The 14,544-nt window shown below is 33.8% G+C and carries 13 protein-coding genes; 5 read left to right on the forward strand and 8 right to left on the reverse strand.

Annotated features, from left to right (window positions below; translation table 11 throughout):
* Positions 1–546 precede the first annotated feature (546 nt).
* The 3 genes from SPD48_RS18645 (at position 547) to SPD48_RS18655 (ending at position 4,948) form a co-directional block, all read left to right on the forward strand.
* On the forward strand, positions 547–2,895 hold the full coding sequence (locus tag SPD48_RS18645; protein WP_336259652.1) for an Ig-like domain-containing protein: 2,349 nt from the start codon (positions 547–549) through the stop codon (positions 2,893–2,895).
* Positions 2,896–2,949: 54 nt separating this feature from the next.
* On the forward strand, positions 2,950–3,444 hold the full coding sequence (locus tag SPD48_RS18650) for a hypothetical protein (protein ID WP_336259653.1): 495 nt from the start codon (positions 2,950–2,952) through the stop codon (positions 3,442–3,444).
* Between the two features lie 544 nt (positions 3,445–3,988).
* Positions 3,989–4,948, forward strand: a complete 960-nt coding sequence (locus SPD48_RS18655; RefSeq protein WP_336259654.1) for a tRNA dihydrouridine synthase — start codon at positions 3,989–3,991, stop codon at positions 4,946–4,948.
* Positions 4,949–5,223: 275 nt separating this feature from the next.
* Here the strand turns inward: SPD48_RS18655 and SPD48_RS18660 are convergent, their stop codons facing one another.
* The 6 genes from SPD48_RS18660 to SPD48_RS18685 all read right to left on the reverse strand — a co-directional run bounded on the left by SPD48_RS18660 (position 5,224) and on the right by SPD48_RS18685 (position 10,924).
* Positions 5,224–6,078 (reverse strand): polysaccharide deacetylase family protein, encoded by an 855-nt coding sequence (locus SPD48_RS18660; protein WP_336259655.1) that lies wholly within the window; start codon positions 6,076–6,078, stop codon positions 5,224–5,226.
* The gene (locus SPD48_RS18665; protein WP_442962175.1) at positions 6,079–7,476 is read right to left on the reverse strand and encodes a putative glycoside hydrolase; all 1,398 of its coding nucleotides are present in this window, start codon (positions 7,474–7,476) and stop codon (positions 6,079–6,081) included.
* A gap of 695 nt (positions 7,477–8,171) precedes the next feature.
* Positions 8,172–8,573: a DUF6157 family protein gene (locus SPD48_RS18670; RefSeq protein ID WP_336259657.1), complete on the reverse strand. Its 402-nt coding sequence runs from the start codon at positions 8,571–8,573 to the stop codon at positions 8,172–8,174.
* Between the two features lie 192 nt (positions 8,574–8,765).
* Positions 8,766–9,584 carry an SDR family NAD(P)-dependent oxidoreductase gene (locus tag SPD48_RS18675; protein WP_336259658.1) on the reverse strand — a complete coding sequence of 273 codons (819 nt, stop codon included), beginning with the start codon at positions 9,582–9,584 and terminating at the stop codon, positions 8,766–8,768.
* 45 nt (positions 9,585–9,629) lie between these two features.
* Positions 9,630–10,328 carry an SGNH/GDSL hydrolase family protein gene (locus SPD48_RS18680; RefSeq protein WP_336259659.1) on the reverse strand — a complete coding sequence of 233 codons (699 nt, stop codon included), beginning with the start codon at positions 10,326–10,328 and terminating at the stop codon, positions 9,630–9,632.
* The gene (locus SPD48_RS18685; RefSeq protein ID WP_336259660.1) at positions 10,325–10,924 is read right to left on the reverse strand and encodes a TetR/AcrR family transcriptional regulator; all 600 of its coding nucleotides are present in this window, start codon (positions 10,922–10,924) and stop codon (positions 10,325–10,327) included. The genes SPD48_RS18680 and SPD48_RS18685 overlap by 4 nt, the downstream gene beginning before the upstream one ends.
* A 414-nt stretch (positions 10,925–11,338) precedes the next feature.
* Here SPD48_RS18685 and SPD48_RS18690 point away from each other — a divergent pair, with 414 nt between their 5' ends.
* Together SPD48_RS18690 and SPD48_RS18695 are read left to right on the forward strand one after the other, a co-directional pair.
* Positions 11,339–11,683, forward strand: coding sequence for a helix-turn-helix domain-containing protein (locus SPD48_RS18690; RefSeq protein ID WP_336259661.1), 345 nt, complete (start codon positions 11,339–11,341; stop codon positions 11,681–11,683).
* Between the two features lie 166 nt (positions 11,684–11,849).
* On the forward strand, positions 11,850–12,386 hold the full coding sequence (locus tag SPD48_RS18695; RefSeq protein WP_336259662.1) for an Ltp family lipoprotein: 537 nt from the start codon (positions 11,850–11,852) through the stop codon (positions 12,384–12,386).
* Between the two features lie 1,179 nt (positions 12,387–13,565).
* Here SPD48_RS18695 and tatC read toward each other — a convergent pair.
* On the reverse strand, positions 13,566–14,315 hold the full coding sequence (gene tatC, locus SPD48_RS18700) for a twin-arginine translocase subunit TatC (protein ID WP_336259663.1): 750 nt from the start codon (positions 14,313–14,315) through the stop codon (positions 13,566–13,568).
* Positions 14,316–14,329: 14 nt separating this feature from the next.
* Entirely contained in the window at positions 14,330–14,518 is a 189-nt protein-coding gene (gene tatA, locus SPD48_RS18705; RefSeq protein WP_336259664.1) for a twin-arginine translocase TatA/TatE family subunit, read from the reverse strand.
* Between the last annotated feature and the right edge of the window lie 26 nt (positions 14,519–14,544).

Here is a 14,544-nt window from a genome sequence, read left to right on the forward strand (position 1 = left end):
TGCGCCTAAATTAATTATCCAAATAACCTACGTATATATTACATTTTTTGGTATAAAAACCACCAACTTGACATGTATGTTAAAATTAATTTATACAAATTTTTTTTGAATAACTGAAAATTAATTCCTAACTCCCCAAGGGGTTTACAACGAAAATTTAATAGGATAATCTAAACCTAGCTCTTAGTTAAGAGTTAGGTTTTTTGACGTCAAGACCGGTTTACGTAAGTGAGAAAACTACTACCGATTTAATTTGTAAAATGAATTACTTAAATAAATTAATACTTTTAATGAAATTTGGATTAAACCCCTGAGCTTCCTTTACTAGGATGACAGATGTCTTTTTCTAGTATATAATATTAAATTTATATAGTCCTTTTTTACTATTAAATAAAAACCATAGATAAGGATATTTTTCCTAGTCCTGTTTATTTCATGTGATTTTTAAAATAAAAAACAGCTATATCGCGATATTAACAAAATAGAGGACGGATCCATAGATTTGCTATATCCCTTAATAAAAAAATAAGAAATGTGGGAATAAAAATGAGAAAAAGAATTACGATTAGTTTACTTGCTTTGCTTAGTTTAAGTGTTATTTTTTATTTTCTTTATACATATATTTCTGATCAACGTACAACTCATGCAAATAAGAGTGAGAACGACAAAGAAGAAACAGTAATGATCGATGAAGAAGATTATCTTTCAATGAAAACCAATGTTCCAATCGACCAAATATTAGAATTAGAGTTTGGTGGAGAGTTAGATACTTCCACCGTTTCCGAAGAGAATTTCTCAGTTATTGATGAAAATGATAATATTGTTAAAACAGATTTTTCATTAACAAATCATAATAAAACAGTTCGTATTTCTCCCCCTAAAGGAAATTACGAAAAAGACTCAACATATCGCATCGTTTTTAATGATCAAATTCGCTATACAAATGGTGATTCACCTAGCAAGGGATACGAGCAAGCTTTTTATACGGTGCGAGATGAGGTAGAGGAAGCTATCCTCAACCCTGACCTCATTATCATCGAAAATAACGAGATTAAAAAAATAGACGAAGTAAAAGTGACCATTGATAAAATAAAAGATAAGCCTATCAAAGAAGAAGATATTCTTATATTACTTACCGATGATCCAGATAGTCCCGATGGTCAAGCAATCAAAGTAAGCAGCATCAAATCAAAATGGAACGCTTATGAAATTGAATATGAAGAGCCATATTTTGAAGAGTTATATGAAAATATGGATGTGTATAAAGTATATCCAATAGAGGAATCAGATATCATTTTGCCAGAGACTGAAGGAGACATTTCAATTACTACCGCGCAAAGAGCGACTACAGACACGAATTTAGCCTCCACCTCTGTCAAAACTAAATTCACGAATGATGTAGAGTTAAAAGTGGTGTCTACTAATAAAGATGGTCAACCTACCATCAAGTTTTCTTTAAAAAACTATAAAATCAAATTAGAAGATCTATCTCTCGACTTATCTGGAAATATTTCTCTGATTGACCCAAACGTAATATTTGAGGCAAAGATTAACTTATTTACGTTAGATAGATTCCAATTAATTCATCAAATTGAAATCGACTCAGATGTAAAAGCAACGCTAAAAAATAGTAAAGATTCTGACCAACATGAAAAAAAGTTTAAGAAAAAGGTTCCTTTTGCGAAAGTAGCGATTCCTACTGCTGTTCCAGGGCTTATGGTAGAAGGAATGTTTTTCTTGAATATTGAATATAACCAAAACGCAGAAGTCTCTGTCGAGGTAGATATGCAATATATGGATGTACGTGGGATTATTTATGAAGATAACATAACAAGTTTTATTAATGATACAGAACTCGATGTCCATCCAAAGCTTTCGGGAAATGCAAAGGTAGAAGCAAAAGGAGGTATCGGCGGTGAAGTTGGTGTCAGTGCGTTCAAGGTGTTGGCTGCAAAAGTTGAATTATTAGGTGGTTACAAATTAGAAGGCGAAGTAGCCTCAGGATTTAGCGATAAAATAAACGATTCGTATGCATGTTTTTCTTATGAAGAAGCAGTGTTTGCCGATGGCTCGATACTATTTGAACCCAAAGTTTCTAAAAAAAATAAGTTAATGAAAAAATTAAAGGTCAAACATCAATTTTTAGAACAGACATTTCCGAAAGAATCATACAACAATTGTGACCAATTCTTCGGCTTTAAGGTGGACGAGATGCCAATCAAGCTTCAAGGGGGAGAAAATTATAATGCTAGTCTTCTTGCGGAATCTATTGATTTATTAACGATGAAAACAAATGAAGAGAAATTGAAAGAAACTGATTTCTCTATCGAACTATCAAAAGAAGATGTAGTAGAAGTTTCATTTGATGAGAAGGAAAGTATTTTACAAGTAAAAGCATATGATGAACCTGCCGATAAAGAAGTAATCATTCATTTGGAGAATAAAGATACTATTTTAGATATACCAGTAACAATTACAAATTACGATGCCATCCAAGAACAAATTGCAAAGCGTGAAGAAGAAGAAAAACAGCGTGCGAATGCAGCGAATGGCTTAAAAGAGAAATATATGCAAAAGGCTAGAGCTATTGAAGACAAAATTCAAAGAGATGCAGAAGATCCCAATTTTACTGTGAGGGACGGATTTCTTGGTCAATATTACGAAGATTGGGATGACTTATTAAATGAAGTTTGGGGAGTATTGAGGGATACGATGCCAAGCGACGAATTTGAAAAATTAAAAGCAGAGCAAATCGAATGGAATAATAATAAAGAACATACTTTTGAAAATTATGGTGATTATTCACATGCTTCGGAAAGAGGCAGAGGAATGGATTATTTATCAGACGTTACGGCAGATAGAGTATTCTTTTTAATTGTAAATTATATGAATTAAATTTAATACCTCTTAAAAATTTTATGTAAACTACTATTAAAAGGTGTGAAATGTATGTCAAATGAAGTAAGTAATCTTTTACAACAAGGTGTTCAGATGAAAAGGGAGGGTCTTTTAAAAGAATCAAAAGAAAATTATGTAAAAGCAATCGACCTAGATCCCAAAAATATGAACGCATTTATGGGTTTAGGAAAAACGTCATATCTTTTAAATGAGAGAAATTTATCAGTCCTATGCTATTTAGCTGTAATACATTTAAACTTATACACTGACACAAATACACCAAGGCATCTCGGTCATTCAATTATTGACCTCGCTCCAGAAATATTGCAAGAGATGGAAGGTTTACATGTTTTCGCGGAGATTTATCATGCTCATATTTATGGAAATGGATCCTATAATCGTTTAGTAGATGACTATAATGTAACTCCACAACAACAATTGGAAATAGATGAAAAAGTGTATATTCCAAATGGAGTAGAATTCCTCCTTAATAATATAAAATGGGATGATTTAGAAAGTGATCATGTTATCGACATTTATTTTTAATCCTCTCCCATTATAGTGGGATAACTAAATGTTCGACCCTTCATTGAATTAGGTTCGTCAAGATTGTTCAGTTTGTGAAGAGCGCGTTATCCTAATTAATGTTTAGGAAAATTTGCTATCATATTCGAATAAAAAGTATTAAATTTACGGTCACTGTCCATATGGTGACCGTTTTTTTGGTTGATTTCTCTTCATCATAGTTAGCTGCTTTTTCCCTCACGAATATAAGAGGTTTATGTCTTTGTATTTTTAAATCCATCACACCAACCACTTTTTAAATAAGTGCGTCATTTTTTTAAAAACTCTCCGTACAAACTAATTATTAAAATGATTGGTATATGGTAATATAGTAATATTGTATTGCTCTTTATGTATCGTGAAATAGAAAAAATATCGGAACTTTATATAAAAATTTTGTTAGAAAAACAATTAATACGATGATATGTATATCTGTGAGCAAGATGAAGAGCAACATATCATAGCGAAACGAATTATAACAAAAAGTTTAAATAAGTATGCAGTCATGAAAGGATTAGAATAGATAATGAAAAGTAATTTTTGGCATGATTTACCCCGTCCTTTTTTCATCCTAGCACCAATGGAAGATGTCACCAACGTTGTATTTCGTCACGTAGTTAGTGCAGCTGGAAAACCGGATGTATTTTTTACAGAGTTTACGAACACAGATAGTTTTTGTCATCCTGATGGTATTTCTAATGTTAGAGGACGTTTGACCTTTACAGAAGATGAGCAACCTATTGTTGCACATATATGGGGAAAGAACCCGGACCATTTTCGGACAATGAGTATTGAATTGGCTAAATCAGGGTTTAAAGGCATCGACATTAACATGGGATGTCCAGTTCATAATGTGGCATCTCAAGGTAAAGGAAGCGGACTAATCCGTTACCCTCAAACGGCTGCGCAAATAATTCAAGCAGCCAAAGCAGGTGGATTACCTGTAAGTGTGAAAACGAGACTTGGATATACGTATGTTGATGAATGGAAAGAATGGTTGACTCACGTTCTAGAACAAGACATCGTAAACTTGTCTATTCATTTACGAACAAAAAAAGAAATGAGTAATGTGGATGCACATTGGGAACTAATTCCAGAAATCAAGGAACTTCGGGATCAGATCGCTCCGCAAACTCTTTTAACAATTAACGGAGATATACCTGATCGTCAAACAGGAATGAAACTCGTCGAACAGTATGGTGTAGATGGAATTATGATTGGGAGAGGAATCTTTAAAAACCCATTTGCTTTTGAAAAGGAACCTGAAATTCATAGCAGTGATGAATTACTTAATTTATTAAGACTTCATCTTGACCTACATGATAAATACTCAAAAGATCTAGACGTTCGACCATTTAAAACACTGCGCCGCTTCTTTAAAATATATGTAAAGGAATTTAAAGGTGCAAGCGAATTAAGAAATCAGCTGATGACCACAGAATCTACAGATGAAGTGCGTGCCATCCTTTCTAATATAGATAGTTAGCATGAGCGGCAGAATACAAGCAATTAACAATAGCCTTTGTGAAGTGGTGGTATGTTCCAACCACTTCATTTTTAATGATCCGTGGCTTAAACCACGGATCTTACTACTTTTCTTAAATAGCCAAAGTAATTCTTTGACGCACTTATGTACTTCTTCGTTTAACTTTACTAGCGACATCGTAAATGATTTTTGTCATTTTAAGTTTAAAATTGCAATTGTTTGATTCGTATTGAGGCTTGTTACTAAGATATGCCGTCCACTATTCATCTTTCCTCTTATTCATTTACATTTTCGATTAGTAATGGATCAAGCATTTCATACCCTTTATCTTGTAATCCAGTGACGATGTCAGAGAGAGCATCGTTTGTCCAATCACGATCATGCATTAACAATATCGCACCCTCACCTAACAATGGGCTATCCACCATGATGTCTGTGAGCGCATCGGCCTCTTGGTATTCTTTATCCCAATCATAGCCATACGTCCAATTCATGAGGAGCATTCCCTCTTCTTCGACTAGTTTCTCACTATAATCTGTATTTTTTCCGAATGGGGCACGAAAGAATTTAGGTTTTTCACCGATAATTTCTTCAACTAATCTATTAACTTCTGAAATTTCCTCTTTTTGTTCTTCTTCGTTTATTGTCGTGAGATCAGTATGAGTCATTGTATGGTTTCCAATCGGAAAACCAAGTTCATTGATCTCTTGCAACTGTTTTCGGCCTTCATCATCTTGGAGAAAATGCCCATTAACGAAAAAGATGGCGGGAGCATCTAGTTCTTTTAACGTTTTCGCCATTTCAACTGCATGTTCGTCAGGTGCATCATCAATAGTTAATAATACAACTTTCTCATTAGCATCATCTGTCGGTGTAACAAACCACTGTGGAGTCACTTTATAGGCAGCCTCTTTAATCTCTGCATCCTTCTTTTCATCAAGATCTATATCAACGTCGTTTTCTTCTTCCTCTGTATCTTTTTCCACTTCCGCTGAATCACTTGTTGGTTCATCATTCGTCGCTCCGTCATCGGAAAAGCTCTCATTGGATGTTGCTTCACATGCACTTAACAAAACAATAAGTGAACAAAACAGAAGTACGTGAAGACGAGATGACTCAATTAAACGCATTTAATCTTCTCCTTTTTCTGTTTCATTCTCTTCTTCAGTTGTATCGCTCGCTTTTTCTTCGTCATCTTTTCGCTCTATATCGTTTTTTTCTTTTTCCTTTTGCTCTATCTCTTTCTTCAATTCTTTATCTTCTTTTTTTACCTTTTTCACTACCTCTTCATCTAATTCAGGTGTATAATCTACATTCTCTGTATAATTGTTTGAAGCGTTCCAAAGAAGAAATTCATTAACACCCGCTTCATTCAATGCACGTATTTGAGCTTCCACCTCTTCTTTACCATATTTTTTATAATTTCCTGATCCTAGCCAGGATGCTGTGAAATCTTGAATCCATGGTCGTGAAATTGGTGGTGTATCCATTTGGAGAAATTTCTCCTTTTCTTTAACTACATAATTGTGGATTAACTGATATGGGTCTAAATCTGGCTTGGCGACATCTAAATTACCATCTCCCCAATGAGAAGGGTAAATCATAGATGATAAAACATCAATTTGTTCACCGATAGTAACAATGTCTTGCCCAATTCCGCCTGCGCTTGGAACTGTTACTGTATACCCAAATACATCGACAGAAATATCTACATCATAGGGCTCTAATTCTTCTTTAGCATACGTTACAAAATCTGTTATTGCTTGGACACGGCCTTCTTCTTGATTTTCTTTATTTCCATAATCTCCTTTATCATAAGAAAGATCATCTGCTTTGTTTTCGAACCCTTCAGGAAAACGAACATAGTCAAATTGAATTTCCGCGAAACCCATTTCTGCTGCTTCTTTGGCGATAGTAAGATTATGTTCCCACACATCTTTTTGGAAAGGATTAACAAATGCTTCATCCCTGCCATTACGCCATACTTCCTTTCCATTCCTAAAGGATAGTTCAGGGTTCTCATCCGCTAATACGGAATCTTTAAAAACTACAACCCGAGCAATTGGATATATATTATGTTCTTCAAGCACTTTTAACATTTTTTTGGGGTCTTTTATGTAAGGTTTACCAAACGAAGCAAACGGAGACTTTTTATCTGGTTCATAGGTAATATTGCCAAAATCATCTTTTATATCAATGACCATTGCATTTAAATCTGTGTTACCAATTAATTCTATCAACCTATTAAATTTCTCATCACCTGCTGAATGACCAGTGACATAAAGACCCCGGACACTTTCAGGTTTCTCGAAGTTAAATTCTTTCTCTTGCTTTTCGTTTTCTTTTTTAGCTGACTCTTTTTCTTCTTTAGCGTCCTCATCCGTTATTTCATTTTGTTGGACTTCATTTGGCACGCTTTCCTCTCTTTGTTCTTTATCACTACTTGTTGGCTGGTCCGAAGCACAAGCACCGAGGATAAATCCAGCAACGCTGCAAAGTAGTATTATTGAATAGATTTTTTTCAACATTATCCTCCTTCATTCATCATACTTTTCAATAGATTCCCTTATCTATTTCGAATAAAACTAGTAAATCATTTTTTCCTCTTTTCAGTATCCAAGGTTTGTAGATATTTGTCAAAGGATGCAATTCAATATAACGTAAGGATATGTTTGGATAATTATTCACAGAATAAGAATTTACAGGGAAAAATGAGGATCGAGTTTGATTTTCCCGAACAATAAATATTCTCTTTGGTAAAAATTATTAAACATCTCCTTCTATAAATGTATACTATAGAATTAGCAAAGTTACTGAACACCTTATAGCAGAATGTCCAATTAAGGGTATCACCCTAGCATTTTTTAATCCATATTCTAGCATCAATTTCCATACCAGAAAATTAACCCCTTACAATATCCGTATCATTAATTACACGGTTTACTATATTCCGTATGTTCTTTTGGACTTCAATTAAATGTTCATTTTGCTGAACTGTCTGCTGCGATTGCTTAATCCTCTTTCTGTACGGACTATACTATACTTGATTATTGGACGTCTCTTCTCCCATAGTTTTCTCTTAGATAAACCACCGTCACTAGAGATGCTAAAAGCGAAAAAATTGAAAGCAATAATCATTGATAAACCCTTCTAAAAATATTAAAAGGACACAAACTAAGCACTTAAGCTTAATATGTGTCCTCGGCTTTTAGATAGCTAATTTTTATTTCCTTTTAGAACGAATACCTTTTAATAGAGTAACATTATCTGATTTAACAAATCGATTGTAGTCTTCACTTTTTGCATCAAATAAGGCAATTTTCCCATCGTTATCATAGTGTATTCCCCATCCATATTTCTTTACCAATGGGGAAGCTCTAAAACATGCTTTGGGTTTATTGAAAAATTGTTCTCGTAATTCTTCTAAATCATTTGATTCAATTTGGTTTCTAATTAAATAAGTATTAAATTGCACATCTTTTTCAGTATATTTATAAGGGTTATTACTAATTAAGTCATATTCAATAGATGCTATAGTGGGCTTGTTATTTCTTGGGAGAGGTATATTGCCCGATTCAACTGTCGAGTCTTCAGAAATTGTAATAAAAGTGTTTTTATAACTCATTACTTTCCACTCCTTCACTTTGAATATTCAATCAATTCCAATGTTTTAAGATTAACATAAATATTATAGTTATCGGGCATCATGTGTCAAGCTCCAGATAGCTTTTATCTTTAAGATTGTTGAACCATGTCTGATTTTCTTAACTCTCACATTTAAGTTTCACCATAACTAAACATGCTTTGTCTTAAAGATTTAATTTTCAAGAACCCGAGCTTCCCTACTAACTTTGCAAACTAATCTCATCAGCATTTTGTGTGCTTGGGGAAAAAGTGTAAAAAAAATATCCATTGATCGGCGCATTGGCATTGGACAAATAATAGGTTTGTTTCTATGAATCTCTTTTAAAGCAACTTTAGCTAGCTTTTCGGGGGATATCGCTTTTTGCTTCTTTAATTGTTGGGTAATAACTGTCTTATTGATATTGATAGCTTTTGCTTTTTCAAAAATAGGGGTATCAACAAACGCAGGACAAAGTGCACTTACTTTAATACCAAATTCTTCTGCTTCATAATGAAGTGAAGTGGTTAAGCCAACAACTGCATGTTTTGTAGTCCCATACGCTGAAGATACTGGGGATGGTCCTAAACCTGCTGCTGATGCTGTATTTACAATATGGCCGAATCCTTGTTTCTTCATAAGGGCATACCCCACTTGAGTTCCATTAATGACTCCCCATAGGTTAACGTCCATGATCTCTTTCCAATTTTCTATCGTCATATCATAAAGTTCACCGTACATAGCGATTCCAGCATTATTAAAAAGATAATCAATTCGATCAAATTCCAGGTAAACATCTGTAAGTAATTGTTCTACACTCTCATATAAAGTGACATCTAAATAAGCATACCTAGCATTTATTGTTTCTTTGTTCAGCTCTGCTTCAAAGTTTTTTCCTGCTTGTTCATTAATATCCGAAATGATAACAAACACATTCTGTTGGATTAGTTCGGAACAAATTGCCCGCCCTATACCTGAAGCCCCTCCTGTTACTACCGCAACCTTTTTAATCATCTGTATCATATCCTCCTCTATTAAAAGGCTTTCTAATCTGAAGCGTTACTGAATTGTATCTTGACTTTTGTTCGTCAAACGCTTGATTTCAGTTGCATAAACCTCTGCAACAATTTGTGCACCAGCGCTATTTAGGTGTATTCCATCTAATGTAAAATGAAGCCCACGTTCTTTTGATAGCTTATCAATTCTTGAAGTTTTTTTATAAAAGAGAACATCCATCATTACTCTCATTACTTTTGTACTTATATAATCTGAAGTGATATCTTTTGAAAGGTGACTAGTAAAAACAGACTGGACATCTAAGAAGCTGACATTTGCGTGTTTATGAGTGATGGATTGGATAAGAGTATTCAATTCTTTGATCTCTTTATTGGAAGTGTTATTCATGTTTTCACCAACTAATGCTGGGGTAACTGTTACTACTTTCTTCGATGATTCAAGAACTAACTCTAATACTTTCTCATAATATTCTTTGAACTCATCATGATCCTTTGCTACTGGCTGTGCTTGAACACTCAGCAGTTTTGAATAAACATCATTCACGCCGATCCAAAGGAAAGAAAGATCATAATCCGAATCTAACTTTGTTTTTAAAAGACGAGTGTATAAACTTTTAACTGTCTCTCCTGGATTTCCAAGGTTAACGAACGTCATGTATGATAATTTTTCTTTTAATATATTAATGAAAGAAACTCCTGGACGACCTTCAGTTAAACTATCACCAATTAATGCTATTTTCATTCTTTATTCCTCCTTTTTATTGAAGCTAAAAACATTGTAATGGCTTGGTTAAAGAGAGGTTCAAGCGTACTCAACTCTTGTGTATTGGTTAGCTGACATAACCCTCCTAGCCATGTTCCAACTAGTAATGTCCACTCATCAATATTTCCACTTTCAAATTCCCCATTTTCCACTCCTTCTTGAAGAATGGAACGATAAGAAGCCATGGGAATAACCGCCAACTCATGTAATGCTTTAACAGATTCTAAACTTGAAGCAGGATTTGAGGCTAGTTCTTGCCCTCCTTTCAATAAAGGAGTTTGATAATTATAAAGGACATGCATCGCCATTCCATAAAGTTTCTCTGTTGCTGTGGTATAGGATGATTCTTTTGCCATCCACTTTTTATACCAATCCTGCATCGTATTTTGTGCTAGTAAAACGAACAGCTTCTCTTTATTTTGAAAATGATAATAAATGTGTCCTTTACTATAACCAGAAGCTTTTGATATATCTTGGACAGAAGTCTGATTATACCCTTTTTGAGAAAAGATCAAGGTTGCTTTTTCGATAATGTCACGCTTCGCATTTTCACTGTTGTAACGCCTTTTCCCCAAAATTTACTAACCCCTTCCACTAAATTGAACGCCCGTTCTAATTTATTATACATCTAATTCCAATGAATGAATACATTGGTAATTAAAAATACACAATATTGACACTTTTAACCTCCCATTAATAACTGACAAAAAAAATAAGCACGCTTATTACGTGCTTTTAGTAAGTATCATATTTCCGATTGAATTAATCTCTTAGGTATGCGTTTTTGTAACGCCTCTTCTAGAACAACAATTCAATTTTTTCGTGTATTTTCGTTCAAACCCTTCTCTTATACGCGTTACGCTTAACTTACTTTTAATTACAATAAGTAATTTGCATAAATCAAGGATTTGCCGAAAAAATTTAGCAATTTGCTTAAAGTATTAAACAGTACGCTTAAAAGTGTTATAATTCTTACGAGGTGTAAAAAAATGAGAATCCTAGCAAAAAGATTAAAAGAAGCAAGAGAAGGCGCAAATTTAAAGCAAATAGATGCAGCCAAAAAGCTAGGCATATCAAACGGGACTTTGTCAGGTTATGAAAGAAGTTACAGAGATCCCGATACAGATATATTAAATAAGATGGCTGAACTATATAAAGTGTCTGTAGATTGGCTATTAGGAAAATCGGACAAACCTCAATTAACAGAAGATGAATCTTTCGAAGAGCTTATAAACGATCCCGATTTAAGAAGGTGGTATAAAGAATTACCCAAAAGCAAAGAGGAAGATTTGGCACTTTTAAAACGGATTTGGGAAGCATATAAAGAAGGTTAATACACGAGTTTAAATCGTGTTAAATTTTACATAAAATATAGGTATATTTTACCGAGCACATTTACTCACTTTGATATAACCATCACGAATTAAATTTGTGAGGTTTTATTTTATATCATTCCATCCAATTACTTCATTGGAAATTTAACCATAGGAGGATTTGTGCATGACTGCAAAGAAGAAAAAGCCATTTTATAAAAGATGGTGGGTGTGGTTAATATTGGTTGTAGTTATAATTGCCATTGCAACGAGTGGTGACGATGATAAAGGCAAAGATGAAGCCGCCGAAGAGCCCGCTGTCTCAGATGCTGTCGTTGAAGAACAGGAAGTAGAGGAAGAAAAGCCTGAGGAAAAGAAGGAAGAACCTGAAGAAGCAGAAAAAGAAAAAAATGATGATGTACCAAGGGAACATAAGGCGGCGTTAAATAAGGCAGAAACGTATGCTAACACTATGCATATGTCAAAAGCAGCTATTTATGACCAATTAATTTCAGAGTATGGAGAGAATTTCCCCGAAGACGCAGCAGAATATGCCATGAATAATATTGAAGCTGACTGGAAAGAAAATGCTTTGAATAAAGCAAAAATATATGCAGAAGAGATGGATATGTCAAACGATGCCATCTTTGACCAATTAATTTCAGAGCACGGAGAACAATTTACCGAAGAAGAAGCGCAATATGCTATTGATAATTTAGAATAAATAATTAGGTATACATATTTTTGTATACCTTTTTTATTGCAATAAAACAAAATGTATATTCCTGTACGGTGGTGATTGCACGAATAAACAGAGATGTTTATTGCTAATTTTTATCGAAAGGTTGAAATTAGTGATCCAGTTCAACTATCTATAGAAAGTATTTCTTAATAAATAAGTTTACCTGTTATTATTTGCCCTAATCTAGAGAGGTTACGGAGTAGAATGGTAAATGAAAAAGGACGCTTCCGAAAAAACGTCTAATTTATTCGGAAACACCTTAAGAAATTCAGTATTTAAAATAAATGTGATATCTTCACTAAAATCACGTGATTTTTAAGCTACAAACATTGATACATCAATGTTTGTGAGCTTGGTCTTTCATCATTCCCGGCGTGTTGTAAGTCGTTTTATTGTTTATGTTGGATTGTGAAACGGTTTTAAATCAACAGTTTTGGTTGTTTATCCACAAAATGAATTGCGGGTGATTGCATATCTTTGTTTATTCCTGTTACCTTTTACTTTTTACTCATCTCTATTCCCATTAAAGGTTACGGTTAAAAATGACCTCTTCATATCGACAACATAGTCATCACCATCAATAAATATACCTTTCCCCTCCTACTAAAACCATTTTTATTTAAAATTTTAATATCATCAAAATTCGTTAATTGATGGTTATTTCAAATGTTTGTTACTTAAATTAAATGACACTTCATTTTAAAATGGTCATTAGTTAAAGTAACGGATCGACTATTTAATGAAGAATGGATATATCGAAATAATCAACATTATTAATTTATATTGAGTTTATGGCAGTTTATTTGGGAACATTATTTACTTCATGAAAATGATGGGGTCAGGCTGTTTCAAGATGTTTCTAGAGACCACCAGCAAGATTGGGAGAAGATCCATAAGAAATTGATAAAGATTTTAGGTTAGGGTGGGGATCTGTGGAAAAGGCCGTCTACATATGGCTTTTTCTTGTAGAAGTATTAAGAAGGACTCTCGTGTCGAATTAATTATATGTGGTTAAAAGTGTACGCAAAAAAATAGAACAGCATTTTTTTGATTAGGAATATCCTAGACCGAGGAGGAATCACACGAAGCAACCTTACATAAAGCAAAGGGCTATGGGGGTCAGACCCCATAGGTAAAGTATAACATATAATTCCAAGTTGATTATACAGATGCCAATTCTTCTGATTGCTGTTTTAACATTCGCTTTCTTTCTGCTCTTGCAACGACACGAATACTAGCCTCGTACAATAGAATCATCGGAATTAACACAAGTAATTGACTTATGAAGTCTGGCGGTGTAATGAGTGCAGACAATATTGCCAATACGACGTATGACCATTTCCGAATTTTCTTTAATGTTGCTACTGTTAGTACTTCAATTGTCGATAAAAACAACGCGACCATTGGTAATTCAAACATTAAAGCAATTGGAACAGTTGTAAACAATAAAAACCTCGCATACTCTCGGGCAGATATCATCACTTCAAAATGAATCGCACCCAAACTAGTCAGGAAATGAAAACTAATAGGATTAATGACAAAATAACCGAATGCTAAACCAATTAAAAACAATATAAAGATAAGTGGTGTATATAATTTAAAAAACTTACTCTCTCTTTTTGTCAATCCCGGTTTAACAAATTGATAAATAAAATGACAAACGAATGGTAAGGATAATCCAATAGAAAGTGCCAATGAAATCATCATATAAAATGACAATACTTCAAGTGGACCAAGGATGAGTAATTTATGACCTTTTGTAATGTAAGGAAACCAAAAATGAATCGTACTTAAGACTAGAATGAAAAAAAACGTAAATACGACAGCAGATTTAACTAATTCTTTTCTTAACTCCTCCAAATGATCCAAGACAGATGGCTCGTCGGATTGCTTTACTTTCTCATTCGACATAGTCACACCTACTTTTACTCACTTTTTTTCTTTTCTTCTGTTTCCTCATCATTATCCATAATTTCCCTCGTTGATTTCTTGAATTCAGCCAATGTCTTTCCGACAGCTCCACCAATCTCAGGTAATTTTCTCGGACCAAACATAATTAATATAATAACTAAAATAATAATTAATCCCGGCACACCAATTGCTGCTGGACTCATATAAACCACTCCTTCTTCTTATGTTA

It is taken from the genome of Pseudogracilibacillus sp. SE30717A, assembly GCF_037071985.1.
In the GTDB taxonomy this organism is placed as follows: Bacteria; Bacillota; Bacilli; order Bacillales; family Amphibacillaceae; genus Pseudogracilibacillus.

Excerpts from the sequence above, each read along its gene's own strand:
- tatA (WP_336259664.1), bottom strand. The coding sequence starts at position 14,518 with ATGAGTCCAGCAGCAATTGGTGTGCCGGGATTAATTATTATTTTAGTT.
- SPD48_RS18665 (WP_442962175.1), bottom strand. The coding sequence starts at position 7,476 with ATGTTGAAAAAAATCTATTCAATAATACTACTTTGCAGCGTTGCTGGA.
- SPD48_RS18690 (WP_336259661.1), top strand. The coding sequence starts at position 11,339 with ATGAGAATCCTAGCAAAAAGATTAAAAGAAGCAAGAGAAGGCGCAAAT.
- SPD48_RS18675 (WP_336259658.1), bottom strand. The coding sequence starts at position 9,584 with ATGATTAAAAAGGTTGCGGTAGTAACAGGAGGGGCTTCAGGTATAGGG.
- SPD48_RS18655 (WP_336259654.1), top strand. The coding sequence starts at position 3,989 with ATGAAAAGTAATTTTTGGCATGATTTACCCCGTCCTTTTTTCATCCTA.
- SPD48_RS18670 (WP_336259657.1), bottom strand. The coding sequence starts at position 8,573 with ATGAGTTATAAAAACACTTTTATTACAATTTCTGAAGACTCGACAGTT.
- SPD48_RS18645 (WP_336259652.1), top strand. The coding sequence starts at position 547 with ATGAGAAAAAGAATTACGATTAGTTTACTTGCTTTGCTTAGTTTAAGT.
- SPD48_RS18650 (WP_336259653.1), top strand. The coding sequence starts at position 2,950 with ATGTCAAATGAAGTAAGTAATCTTTTACAACAAGGTGTTCAGATGAAA.
- SPD48_RS18660 (WP_336259655.1), bottom strand. The coding sequence starts at position 6,078 with ATGCGTTTAATTGAGTCATCTCGTCTTCACGTACTTCTGTTTTGTTCA.
- SPD48_RS18695 (WP_336259662.1), top strand. The coding sequence starts at position 11,850 with ATGACTGCAAAGAAGAAAAAGCCATTTTATAAAAGATGGTGGGTGTGG.
- SPD48_RS18680 (WP_336259659.1), bottom strand. The coding sequence starts at position 10,328 with ATGAAAATAGCATTAATTGGTGATAGTTTAACTGAAGGTCGTCCAGGA.
- tatC (WP_336259663.1), bottom strand. The coding sequence starts at position 14,315 with ATGTCGAATGAGAAAGTAAAGCAATCCGACGAGCCATCTGTCTTGGAT.